Below are 12,467 nucleotides of genomic sequence, written 5' to 3' on the forward strand. Positions count from 1 at the left end.
GAGGGGGCTTGCTCCCGATAGCGGTCGCTCAGTCAATGCATTGTGACTGAAGCACCGCCATCGCAAACAAGCCCCCTCACATTTTGCTGTACATCCATACAGATAACAGTTGATCAAAACCCTCCAACTGAGCATCCTGCAAGGCATCAACCCGATCTGATGTGATGACCATGCGGCTGTACCTCTGTGAAAAACCCTCCCAGGCCAAAGATATCGCGGCCGTGCTCGGCGCCAGCCGGCGCGGCGACGGGTGCTGGCTGGGCAATGGGGTCACAGTCACCTGGTGCATCGGCCACCTGCTGGAAACCGCCCCGCCGGATGCCTACGACGCCAGATACAAACGCTGGGTACTGGCCGACCTGCCGATCGTCCCGCAGAAGTGGAAGATGCTGGTCAAGCCCAAGACCGCCAGCCAGTTCAAGGCGGTCAAGCGTCTGCTGGGGGAAGCCCAGGAGTTGGTGATTGCCACCGACGCCGACCGCGAGGGTGAAATGATCGCCCGTGAACTGGTAGAGCATTGCCGCTATCGCGGGCCCATCCAGCGGTTGTGGCTGTCGGCGCTGGATGACGCCTCCATTCGCAAGGCCCTGGCCGCACTTAAGCCTGGCGCTGAAACCTTCAGCCTGTATCACTCGGCCCTCGGCCGTTCACGCGCCGACTGGCTGATCGGAATGAACATGAGTCGCTTGTTCACCCTGCTCGGGCGCCAATCCGGTTATCAGGGCGTATTGCCGGTAGGCCGGGTACAGACGCCAACCTTGCGCCTGGTGGTGGACCGCGACCGCAGCATCGCCGACTTCGTGCCGGTGGCCTACTGGGCCATCGATGTCGACCTGCGCCACGAGCGCATGACCTTCACCGCCCAATGGCGTGCAGCCGAAGATGCCTGCGATGACCAGGGTCGTTGCCTCAACCCACAGCTGGCTCGGGAGGCGGCCGACGCCATGAGCCATGCCGCCACCGCGCGATTGATGAAGTTGCGTACCGAGCGCATGCGCGAGGTGGCCCCCCTGCCCTTCGACCTGGGCACCCTGCAGGAAATCTGCTCGAAGAAGCTCGGCCTCGGCGCCCAGGAAACCCTGGACATCGCCCAGTCGCTGTACGAAACCCACAAGGTCATCACCTACCCGCGCAGTGATTGCGGCTACCTGCCGCTGAGCCAGCACCACGAAGCGTCGAACATTCTTGCGGCACTGGCGCGGGCGGACGCGACGCTGAATGAACTGATGCCCTATGTCGACCCGCAGCGCCGCTCACGGGCGTGGAACGACGCCAAGGTCAGCGCGCACCACGGCATCATTCCCACGGGAGCCGGCAAGGACGTCACCCAACTGACCGGCAAACACCGCGCCGTTTACACCCTGGTTCGCGCGCGCTACCTGGCGCAGTTCCTGCCCAACCACGAGTACGATCGCACCCAGGCGGACTTTGACTGTGCAGGCCAGGCGTTGCGCGCCGTCGGTAAAGTGATCATCGAGCCGGGATGGAAGCGCGCCTTGCCCGAAGCGCTGGCGCCCGCCAAAGGCCGCGAGGCGCCGGCCCCGCAGGCTTTGCCGACATTGGTGCAAGGTCAGGACTGCAGCGTAGCCAAGGTCAACCTGAAAGACCTGTGGACCCAGCCCCCCAAACCCTTCACCGAAGGCGACCTGATCAAGGCGATGAAAAACGTCGCCAAGCTGGTGGAAGACCCGCTGCTCAAGCAAAAGCTCAAGGACACTACCGGTATCGGCACCGAAGCCACTCGCGCCGGGATCATCCAGGGGCTGTTGGACCGTGGGTACCTGGTGAAAAACGGCAAGGCGCTCTGCGCCACCCCGGCGGCATTCAGCCTGATCGACGCAGTGCCCCGCGCCATCGCCGACCCCGGCACTACCGCCATTTGGGAACAGGCGCTGGACATGGTGCAAAGCGGAGAAATGAGCCTGGAAGAATTCGTCGCCAAACAAGCGGCCTGGATGAGCAAGCAAGTGGCTCGCTGCAACGGCATGCGCATGACCATCACTGGTCCGGCAAGCCCTGGCGGCAAAAGTGCTCCCCCTTGGAAAAAGAAACGAAAAAGCGCACCCCGCAAGGCCGCTGCCACCCCAAGGCGGGGGAAAAAGCCTGCAAACAGCGGGTAACCGTCAAAAAAATCCAGCGAATGACGCTTTTCGACAGGTTTAACGCCGCTTTGGACCTTGCGGCCCAGTGGCCCGTCTAGGATTCTGTAGGAGGACCCTGACTTCCTAACAACAACACCGGAGTGGCCGCCATGAAAACCGTTGCAGAAGTGCTTAAAGCCAAGGACCAGAAAAACCAGGACGTCCATACCATCCAACATGACCACACCGTATTTGAAGCCCTGGTTCGTATGTCGGAGAAAAACGTCGGGGCCTTGCCGGTGGTCAAGGAAGGCGTAGTGGTAGGGATCATCAGCGAACGGGATTACGCACGCAAAATCATGCTCAAGGGGCTATCGTCAGTCACGACTAAGGTCAGTGAGGTGATGAGTTCTCCGGTGATAACCGTCGACACTCACAAAAAGGTCGATGAGTGCATGAACATCATGACCGACGGCCACCTTCGTCACCTGCCCGTGGTCGAAAACGGCAAACTGCTGGGCCTGCTGTCCATCGGAGACCTGGTGAAGGAAGCCATCGCCAGCCAGGCTGACCTTATCAAGCAATTGGAGCAGTACATCCGCGGCGAATAGGGGAACCCATGCTGGATACGCTGGAACATCAGGAAGACCACCTCGACACCCTGCACCAGGCCATGACCGAACGGCGCTTTCTGGTACTGACCGGTGCAGGGATCAGCACGTCGTCGGGCATTCCCGATTATCGCGACAGCGAGGGCGTGCGCCGGGGCAAGGCGCCCATGATGTATCAGGAGTTCCTGGCCACCCCGCAGGCGCGGCGTCGTTACTGGGCTCGCGCCATGTTGGGCTGGCCACGGGTACGCATTGCGCAACCAAACAAGGCGCATCTGGCACTGGCCGCGTTGCAACGCCGCGAACAAATCAGCGGCTTGATCACGCAAAACGTCGACACGCTGCATGATCAGGCCGGCAGTCATGATGTGATCGAACTGCACGGCAGCCTGCACCGGGTGCTGTGCCTGGACTGCCAGCAGCGCAGCGAGCGCGATCTGATCCAACGGGTGATGGAAAGCCAGAACCCGTACCTGGCGGATGTCGATGCCGTACAAGCGCCCGACGGCGATACATTGCTCGACCCCGCCTTTGAAGAACGCTTCCAGGTCCCCCGCTGCCCCCATTGCAAGGGGCAACGGTTGAAACCGGACGTGGTGTTTTTTGGCGAGAATGTCGCCCAAGCCACGGCAGCCAAGGCGATGGCTGCCGTGGCGCACGCCGAAGGCTTGCTGGTGGTGGGTTCCTCACTGATGGCCTATTCAGCGTTTCGCCTGTGCAAAGCGATGATCGAGCAAGGCAAGCCGGTGATTGCCATCAACCTGGGCAAGACCCGCGCAGACGACCTTTTACAGATGAAGATCGAAGCATCCTGCGAGCGGCTGCTACCCCTGCTGGCCGAACGACTGAAATGCCTGTAGTGAGCGGGCTTGCCCTAATGCCAGTCAGTTAAGGATTAACGCGGTCACTGTGGGAGGGGGCTTGCTCCCGATAGGCCGCGCAGCGGCCTCAAAAATGGGCCTGCTACGCAGTCCATCGGGAGCAAGCCCCCTCCCACAATTTATTCATCGCCCGCTTTATCGCTTAACTGACTGGCATTAGGGCAAGCCCGCTCACTACATAGCCACTTTTGACCTCGACCTGTCTTCCAATAAATGACGCTCAAGTCACGTTTTACGGCAGGCCCCCGTCCCTACAGCAGTTTATGTAGTGCTTTAAAATAATCACTACACAACCGTTGACGTAACGTTTTTGTCCTTGCATGATCTAGACGTCTCCCGGATCGGGAGCGTCGGTAACCCGTGTTTTGAACAAGCTCGTCTGACCGCCGAGCTGTTTTTTCCGGATGTGCACTGCCCACAAGGCAGATTGATGAAGCTGACCGGCCCGCAAGGTTCGGTACAAGGAGCTCAAACGCTGCTTGTCTTCGTTATGAAACCATTGCGTAGCAGTTCATCAGCAAGACTACATGCATCAGGTTCAAGACCCTGCCCGTATTCGGCAGACAGTCGCTGACGCCCGGTTTTCGGAACCGGAGACAACTAACGTGAATCAACTGATAGATCGCCAACTGGTCAAGGGGCTTACACATGAATCTGAACAACCAACCAACTATCAATGAATTGGCTGAAATGTTCGCAGCGCAGAAAGACACACTCGACGACCATATCCTGTGGGTAGGTAAATCGGGCGAAGTGAAAATCGACTGCCTGGCGCCCCACACCGAAGAAGCCGAGTTCGACCGCAATAACCGTGAGCTGGCGGCGCGCCTGAAGATGTACCGCCGCGGCCAGGGTTATGTCGGCAAGAAGGCTGCAGCTGATCGCAACTTTATCGAGCAGGTGTTCGACACACTTAACAATGCGTGGGCGTCTTTCAAAGATAACTCACAAGTTAAAGTGATCGACCGCTACTACTAACTGACAAGTAGTACTCACCTTTGTATGGGAGCTGGCCAGCCAGCTCCCATATTTATAGTGGGCAGACTTAGAAAGTTGGAAACCTGCCCTTCCCCGCCTCATCCCTGAAGATATCAAACAATACCTGCGCCGCCGCCGAAAGCTCATGCCCCGGCTTGGTCAGCACGCCAATGGGCCGTTCGATCACCGGGTCACTCAAGGTGATGCAATGAGCGCCTGCTTCTTCCATCTGTCGCGCGCACAACGCGGGGACAGCGCTGACGCCCAATCCACTGGCAACCATCTTGCCCACCGTGGCTAACTGATGGCTTTCCAGAGCCACCGGCAGCTTCATCTGCAGGGCGCCGAGGTGCTCCTCCAGCATGACCCGCACCGTGGATGGCCGTTGCAAGGTAATGAACGGTTGCGCCAACAGGGTTTTCCAGTCGATTTCGACGCGCTCGGCCAAGGGTGAATCGCCCGGCACCACCGCGATGAACCGGTCCAGGTACAGCGGCGTAAACGCCAGCGAAGAAGCCTCGGTGGGCTCGAACGCCACTCCCAATTCCACCTGCCGGTCGCGCACCATCTCCAGTACCTGCTCGTTGATCAGGTCGTGCACCGTCACGTTCACTTGGGGGTAACGTTCGCGGAATATCTTGAGAATCGGCGGTAACAGGTTGCCCGCGAACGATGGCATCGCCGCCACCGTCACGCGCCCGCGCTGCAAGGTGAAGCGCTGGCGTAGTTCATCCTCGGCATTGTCCCAGTCGGCGATCAGCCGACGCGCCAGCGGCAACAGCGATTCACCTTCAGGGGTGAGCGCGACGTTACGGGTATTGCGGCTGAACAAGCGTCCGCCCAACCCTTCTTCCAGGCCCTTGATGGTCAGGCTCAGCGCCGATTGGGAAAGGTGCAGACGCTCGCAGGCCGCGGCAAAACTCAGGCTCTGGGCCACGGCGAGAAAGGCACGCATCTGTTTAACGGTCATAAGGCGACTCCGAACGGCCAGGCGACTATGCTGTTTTTTAAATCAATCAACCTTAAAAAACAACTTAACAAATCAATGCTTCGGCGCAACACTCGGCTCATTGGCTGGCCCACAAACAATAAAAGAGGTGCGTATGGCAGGTTTCGATAAACGCGTGGCGTCCTATGAAGAAGCCCTGGCAGGCCTGGAAGACGGCATGACCGTGTTGTCCGGTGGTTTTGGCCTGTGTGGCATTCCGGAAAACCTGATTGCCGAGATCAAGCGCAAAGGCACCCGCAACCTGACCGTGGTTTCCAACAACTGCGGCGTGGATGGTTTTGGCCTGGGCGTGCTGTTGGAAGAAAAGCAGATCAGCAAGGTGATCGCTTCGTACGTCGGTGAAAACGCGCTGTTCGAGAAGCAGCTGCTCAGCGGCGAAATCGAAGTGATATTGACCCCCCAAGGCACCCTGGCGGAAAAAATGCGCGCCGGCGGCGCCGGCATTCCGGCCTTCTTCACCGCAACCGGTGTCGGCACCCCGGTTGCAGAAGGCAAGGAAACCCGCGAATTCAATGGTCGCCCCTACCTGATGGAAGAGTCCATCACCGGTGACTTCGCCATCGTCAAAGGCTGGAAAGCCGACCACTTCGGCAACGTCATCTATCGCCACACCGCTCAGAACTTCAACCCGCTGGCCGCTACTGCGGGCAAGATCACCGTGGTCGAAGTCGAGGAAATCGTCGAACCGGGCGAGCTGGACCCGGCGCAGATCCACACCCCTGGCATCTACGTCGACCGGATCATCTGCGGCACCTTCGAGAAGCGCATCGAACAGCGCACCGTCCGCAAATAATCCGCCTCCAGCCCAGACAATAAGAGGAAAAAAACATGGCTCTTACCCGCGAACAAATGGCTCAACGCGTCGCCCGCGAAATGCAGGACGGTTTCTACGTCAACCTCGGCATCGGCATTCCGACCCTGGTGGCCAACTACATTCCCGAAGGCATGGAAGTGATGCTGCAGTCGGAAAACGGTCTGCTGGGCATGGGCCCGTTTCCGACCGAAGACACCATCGATGCCGACATGATCAATGCCGGCAAGCAGACCGTGACCGCGCGTATCGGCGCCTCGATCTTCTCCTCCGCCGAGTCTTTCGCGATGATTCGCGGCGGCCATGTCGACCTGACCGTGCTCGGTGCGTTTGAAGTGGACGTGCAAGGCAACATCGCCTCGTGGATGATCCCCGGCAAGCTGGTCAAAGGCATGGGCGGTGCTATGGACCTGGTAGCCGGAGCGGAAAACATCATCGTGATCATGACCCACGCGTCCAAGGACGGTGAGTCCAAGCTGCTCAGCCAATGCAGCCTGCCGCTGACCGGCGCGAACTGCATCAAGCGTGTACTGACGGACCTGGCCTACCTGGAAATCGAAAATGGCGCTTTTGTCCTCAAGGAACGCGCACCTGGCGTCAGCGTCGAGGAGATTGTGAGCAAGACCGCCGGTAAACTGATTGTCCCGGACCACGTTCCAGAAATGCACTTCCAGTGAGGACAGATTCCATGCAAGACGTCGTGATTGTTGCTGCCACCCGCACCGCCGTGGGCAGCTTCCAGGGTTCACTGGCCAGCATTCCGGCACCGGAACTGGGCGCTGCCGTAATCCGCCGCCTGCTGGAGCAGACCGGCCTGGACCCGGCCCAGGTGGATGAAGTGATCCTCGGCCAGGTACTGACCGCAGGCTCCGGCCAGAACCCGGCGCGCCAGGCCTCGATCCTGGCCGGCTTGCCCCACGCGGTGCCCAGCCTGACGTTGAACAAGGTCTGCGGTTCGGGCCTCAAGGCCCTGCACCTGGGCGCCCAAGCCATCCGTTGCGGTGATGCCGAGGTGATCATTGCCGGTGGCATGGAGAACATGAGCCTGGCGCCGTACGTCTTGCCTGGCGCGCGTACCGGTTTGCGCATGGGCCACGCCAAGATGATCGATAGCATGATCACCGATGGCCTGTGGGATGCGTTCAACGACTACCACATGGGTATCACCGCCGAAAACCTGGTGGACAAGTACGGTATCAGCCGTGAGGCCCAGGATAGCTTCGCCGCCGCCTCGCAACAAAAGGCCGTCGCCGCCATCGAGGCCGGGCGCTTTGTCGATGAGATCACCCCAGTCCTGATCCCCCAGCGCAAAGGCGACCCCATCGCCTTCGCCGTGGATGAACAACCCCGTGCCGGCACCACCGCCGAATCCTTGGCCAAGCTCAAACCTGCGTTCAAGAAAGACGGCAGCGTCACCGCCGGCAACGCTTCCAGCCTCAATGACGGCGCCGCTGCCGTGCTGCTGATGAGCGCCGATAAAGCCCGCGCCCTCGGCCTGCCCGTATTGGCGCGCATTGCCAGCTACGCCAATGCCGGCGTCGACCCGGCCATCATGGGCATCGGCCCGGTCTCGGCGACACGCCGCTGCCTGGACAAAGCCGGTTGGAAACTGGGTGACCTGGACCTGATCGAAGCCAACGAGGCTTTCGCCGCGCAGTCTTTGGCGGTGGGTAAAGAGTTGGAGTGGGACGCTGACAAGGTCAACGTCAACGGCGGTGCCATTGCCATCGGCCATCCGATCGGTGCGTCCGGCTGCCGCGTACTGGTGACCCTGCTGCATGAAATGATCAAGCGTGATGCCAAGAAAGGCTTGGCGACGCTGTGCATCGGTGGCGGCCAAGGCGTAGCCCTCGCCCTCGAACGCAACTGATTCAACGCGCACTACGGAAAAGGCCCGGTTCCACGCAAACCGGGCCTTTTCTTTTTTGCAGCCGCGTCAGAAAAACACCATCAACCTGTGGGAGGGGGCTTGCTCCCGATAGCGGTGTGTCAGTCACAGACCTCTGATCCGAACCACCGCTATCGGGAGCAAGCCCCCTCCCACAATAGAACTGCACTGGTTTTGAAATTTTCACGATTCCTGGCCTCAGGCCAAATCTAAAACTGTGGGAGGGTCGCATCACTATCAACCACACCATCCCCTCTGACGCTTTGCGTTAATCCGCCAGACCCGGTTTAATCGCCGTCCAATTCCCCTGTACACCCCAAGGAACTGCAATGCGCCATCTGGACGGCAAATCTCGCCCGTTTTTCATGCTGTTACTGGCCGGGCTGGTCTTGACCGGCTGTTCGCCCAAGGACCACCCCCGCGCCACGGTAATCAACGGCGAACAGGGCCGGGCCGGTGCGCAGTTGGCCTACGAACACGAGCTGACCCTGGCCCTGCCCGGCGCTCTGCTCGCACCACGCATGCAAGCCACCCGCGAAGCCTGTGAAACCGCGCGCTTTGGTGCCTGCAACATCCTGGGCATCACCGAAGATGGCGACGGCGGCGAGATCATCTTGCGCATAGCGCCTACCGGCGTGGAACCGATGGTCGCGATGGCGGCCGAAGGCGGCAAACTCGGCCAGCGCATCACCACCGCCGAGGACCTGGCCGACGCCGTCAATGACGTAAAGCGTCGCCAGCAGCGTCTGCAAGCCCAGCAGCAGCGCCTGGATGACCTGGCCAAACGCAAGGACATCACCGTCAGCGACCTGATTGCACTGAGCAAGGAACAGGCGTCCATCGAGAACGAACTCCAGGAACTGGCCCAGCTCGCGGACGGCCAACAGCGTCGCCTCGATACCAACCGCGTCACCCTCAACTTCCGCTCCAGCGACGGTGCGAACCAGCAATCACGCTTCAGCCGAATGTTCAGCAACCTGGGCGACAACCTGGTGAACGGCACGGCGGACGCCTTGGAGCGCGCCAGCTATGTATTGCCGTTTGTGATCCTGGCGTTCCCGGTGGTATGGCTGTGGGTGGGGTTGTGGCGCCGGTTTGTCAAACGACGCACTTGATCAACGCTTCATACAACGCTGATATCGCTCGTCCACTCGTTGGGCGAACCACGCCGTGGTCAGGTTGCGCGTGATCTTCGGGCTTTTCAGCACGATGCCCGGCAGGATCGCGCGCGGCATCGGCTTGCCGGCGGCCTTGTCGGCCAGGGCGAACACGCGTTTATAGAGCGTGGTGTCTTCAAAATCCAGCTGCTCGCCCTGCTCGAGCTGGCTGCGGATACTCGGATTACGCATATCCAGTTTCGAACCCAGCGAACGCACCGCCAGCTCGGTGGTGCCCGGCAGTAATGAGCCGTAACGAATCAAGTCGCCATCCAACACCAGCTCGGTGCCGGTGACGCGGCTGACGGCGGCCTGGAATGCGGCGTTGCGGCTGGCATACCAGCCGGCATTGAAGTCGGCAAAACGATACAGCGGCTGGTCGTAGTTCACCGGGTAACCCAGCAAATGGGTAATGCCGAAATACATGCCGCCGCGTCGGGTGAAGACTTCCCGGCGAATCGTGCCATCCACCGTGTAGGGATAACCCCGCGCATGTTGCTGCGCAAAGTCGATGCTCACCTGCATCGGGCCGGCGGTGTGTACCGGGTTGAAGCCGCCGAACAGCGTATTTCCCAGCGGCACCATGCTGATGAAATCGTCGAAGATCCCGCTCAGGTCCTTCTCCGTGCGTGCGGCGCTCAGGCGTTCGGCGTAGGACTTGCCGGTGGGCGAGCGCAACTGCAGCGTGGTGCGTATCACAAACGCCGGCACATGGACCTTGCCGGCCCGCCGCAGGATCTCATCCTGAGCAATCTTGCCCATGTTCGGCACCGCAGGGTCGACCTGGTAAGTGGACTCCTGCTCGGTGACCGCCAGCACCGCGCAGATATTTTCGGTGCTGGGGTAGATCTTCTGGGTGTCGAAGGCGGTGTAGATGTCCTGAGCCCAACCGCTGCGGTCCGGCACCGACGCCGGCAGCAGCCGCACAATCTGGGCCTTCACATCGGCCTCGCTGCGCTGCGGCTGTTGCGGGTTGCGCGTGGTGGAACAACCGGCCAGTACCAATGAGGTGGTGAGGCAGAGCATCAAACGGCTTGAATACATGGGGCTTCCTTGAACGACGACGGGCCGGGCACTGCGGATATCGACAGGTAAGTCTAACCGGGGTTCGCCGACTTGTATGGAGGACAAAAACTACTGAAACGCCCTACTTCTGTTGACGAATAGATCCGGCTTCTTTTCCTTACAAACCTCTCCAAAGTCCTTCGCCTGATCATTCAGTGCGAGGGACCGCCGATGTACTTCTCCGTAACCACCTTGCCCGATAGGGCTGCCTTTTGATCCCGGTGATTGCCAGGTTTGTCCTGGCCCCCATGGACGCCAAAACGCCGGACGTTGAGCACGTCTTGCGCGACTTCAGAACCTGCCTGAATACCTTCGACGACTGGGCTGAAAGCTTTTGGAGCGGTTCGGCACTGGATCTTGAGCAGGTGTTCAAGGTCGGCGACGACGTCGCACTGACCGCACCGGGTTCGTCCAAGGCGCCCAGCGCCACCGTTGCCCTGTGCAAAGCCCAGGGTTCACTGACCTTGGTGCATATGTTCGAAAGCACGCAGTTCGTGCCCATCGGCAATACACCCTTGGTGCTGCAAGCCATTGCAGCAGATGGCAGCCCGGTGGGGCCACCCATCCGTGACACCATCGGCCCCAGCGGCATCCTTGAAATCCAGGGCTGCACGCGTGATCAGCGTTATCAAGTCACCTTCTATCCCAACGTGTCCAAGGACCACGTCAAGGCGCTGTATGCGTCTTATCAATCGGTGATCGCGGGGCTGGAAGCCCGACTGCGCGAGGAATGGACGCAGACCTTCAACGCCCGGTGGAGCGACTTTTCAAAGGCCACGCCTTTGGAACGCAGTGTGATGCAAAGTGTGGCGCTCTCAAGCGGAATCGCCCAAGCCCTCTACAACCTTTGGGACAACATCACACAACTCTGTGACCTGCTGGCGGACATCAAGCCCAACAGCCAGAAGCTGCTGCAATACCTCTCCCAAACTGAACTTGATCAACTGCTGAAACTGAGCAGCGAGGCCGTTGCACAGGGCTTGCTCGTGCTCAGCGACGAGCCACTGCTGTTCATTTACCTATCAGCCATGGTCGCCTGGATACGCATGCTGCCGCCGCCAGACATGTATGAGCTGCTGGGTGAAATCACGGGTGAAGTACTGATCAACCTGTTTCTGATCTGGGCCACCCGGGGCATGGGCGTGCAGCTTCGGCTGGGAGCCCAGGTATTGGGGCATATCAAATCCGGGCGGGTGCGGGGCTGGCTGGAAACGCTGGCGAATCAGTTGGTGGGGCCACCTCTGGAGCCCCATGCCGAAGCGCTGAAACCGCTGTTGCTGAGCAGTGTGCCGACGCCGATCAAGACGGTGCCGGTTGGGCCAGTGAAAGCTGGCGATCAGTTGGTTTCCAACCCCGTGACGGCAGTGCGGGACAAGGCGACGCAGCGCACCGTACTGGTCAGGCAGGAGACTGTCGACGATGTGCCGGTCTCGGGGAAAAACCTCAACGGAGAGGCCTCGGCCCCGGCGGACAAGACCGCTTCCCATGGCTGCCCGGTGTCGATGGTCACTGGCGAGGAGTTGCTGACGCTGACCGATGGCACGCTGGATGGCGTGTTGCCGTTTGACTGGACGCGGCTGTACCGCACCAGTGCCGTGGAAGTGGACTGTGGGTTGGGGTTTGGCTGGAGTCATGCGCTGGCGCACAGGCTTGTCGTTGATGGCGATTCGGTGGTGTGGACGGATCATGAGAATCGGTCGACCACGCTGCCCTTGCCGTCTATTTCCCGGCCCGCGATCACCAACAGTCTGGCCGAAGCGGCGATCTATCTGGGCGCTCTACCCGATGAGTTAGTGCTGGCCCAGGCGTCGCGCTTCTACCACTTTCGCGACGGTGTGCTCACCGCCATCAGCGATGCATACGACAACCGGCTGCGTATTCTGCGGGATCGCTCGGGGCGTATTGAACGGCTGGATAACGGCGTCGGCCGCTCGCTGTTCTTGCGCTATGAGCTTGGGCGCATTGTGGCGGTGGACTATCAGGTTC

Annotated in this window: 11 protein-coding genes; 9 read left to right on the plus strand and 2 right to left on the minus strand. The window is 60.3% G+C overall.

Going from position 1 to position 12,467, the window contains the following annotated elements; genetic code table 11:
* The first annotated feature begins 170 nt into the window (after positions 1-170).
* The 4 genes from JBE38_RS24115 to JBE38_RS24130 all read left to right on the plus strand — a co-directional run bounded on the left by JBE38_RS24115 (position 171) and on the right by JBE38_RS24130 (position 4,551).
* Complete coding sequence (locus JBE38_RS24115) at positions 171-2,120, plus strand: DNA topoisomerase III (RefSeq protein WP_205345304.1); 1,950 nt, start codon at positions 171-173, stop codon at positions 2,118-2,120.
* Positions 2,121-2,251: 131 nt separating this feature from the next.
* A complete protein-coding gene (locus tag JBE38_RS24120; protein WP_060756449.1) occupies positions 2,252-2,692 on the plus strand; it encodes a CBS domain-containing protein in 441 nt (146 codons plus the stop codon).
* A gap of 8 nt (positions 2,693-2,700) precedes the next feature.
* Entirely contained in the window at positions 2,701-3,552 is an 852-nt protein-coding gene (locus JBE38_RS24125) for an NAD-dependent protein deacetylase (protein ID WP_205345296.1), read from the plus strand.
* 669 nt (positions 3,553-4,221) lie between these two features.
* Positions 4,222-4,551: a hypothetical protein gene (locus JBE38_RS24130; protein WP_060756451.1), complete on the plus strand. Its 330-nt coding sequence runs from the start codon at positions 4,222-4,224 to the stop codon at positions 4,549-4,551.
* 67 nt (positions 4,552-4,618) lie between these two features.
* Here JBE38_RS24130 and JBE38_RS24135 read toward each other — a convergent pair whose 3' ends face one another.
* On the minus strand, positions 4,619-5,521 hold the full coding sequence (locus tag JBE38_RS24135) for a LysR family transcriptional regulator (RefSeq protein ID WP_060756452.1): 903 nt from the start codon (positions 5,519-5,521) through the stop codon (positions 4,619-4,621).
* A gap of 133 nt (positions 5,522-5,654) precedes the next feature.
* Between JBE38_RS24135 and JBE38_RS24140 the strand changes: the two genes are divergently transcribed.
* The 4 genes from JBE38_RS24140 to JBE38_RS24155 all read left to right on the plus strand — a co-directional run bounded on the left by JBE38_RS24140 (position 5,655) and on the right by JBE38_RS24155 (position 9,374).
* A complete protein-coding gene (locus tag JBE38_RS24140) occupies positions 5,655-6,353 on the plus strand; it encodes a CoA transferase subunit A (RefSeq protein ID WP_090372081.1) in 699 nt (232 codons plus the stop codon).
* Positions 6,354-6,388: 35 nt separating this feature from the next.
* The gene (locus tag JBE38_RS24145; RefSeq protein ID WP_065872325.1) at positions 6,389-7,048 is read left to right on the plus strand and encodes a CoA transferase subunit B; all 660 of its coding nucleotides are present in this window, start codon (positions 6,389-6,391) and stop codon (positions 7,046-7,048) included.
* A gap of 11 nt (positions 7,049-7,059) precedes the next feature.
* Positions 7,060-8,241 carry an acetyl-CoA C-acetyltransferase gene (locus JBE38_RS24150; protein ID WP_205345297.1) on the plus strand — a complete coding sequence of 394 codons (1,182 nt, stop codon included), beginning with the start codon at positions 7,060-7,062 and terminating at the stop codon, positions 8,239-8,241.
* A gap of 347 nt (positions 8,242-8,588) precedes the next feature.
* A complete protein-coding gene (locus tag JBE38_RS24155) occupies positions 8,589-9,374 on the plus strand; it encodes a DUF4349 domain-containing protein (protein WP_205345298.1) in 786 nt (261 codons plus the stop codon).
* Here the strand turns inward: JBE38_RS24155 and JBE38_RS24160 are convergent, their stop codons facing one another.
* Positions 9,375-10,460 carry a DUF1615 domain-containing protein gene (locus tag JBE38_RS24160; protein ID WP_205345299.1) on the minus strand — a complete coding sequence of 362 codons (1,086 nt, stop codon included), beginning with the start codon at positions 10,458-10,460 and terminating at the stop codon, positions 9,375-9,377.
* Between the two features lie 233 nt (positions 10,461-10,693).
* On the opposite strand from JBE38_RS24160, the gene JBE38_RS24165 reads away from it, so the two are divergent.
* Positions 10,694-12,467, plus strand: a 1,774-nt coding sequence (locus tag JBE38_RS24165) for a DUF6531 domain-containing protein (RefSeq protein WP_240202594.1), incomplete at its 3' end; no start/stop codon positions are given.

Source organism: Pseudomonas sp. ICBG1301 (genome assembly GCF_016918385.1).
GTDB lineage: Bacteria > Pseudomonadota > Gammaproteobacteria > Pseudomonadales > Pseudomonadaceae > Aquipseudomonas > Aquipseudomonas palleroniana.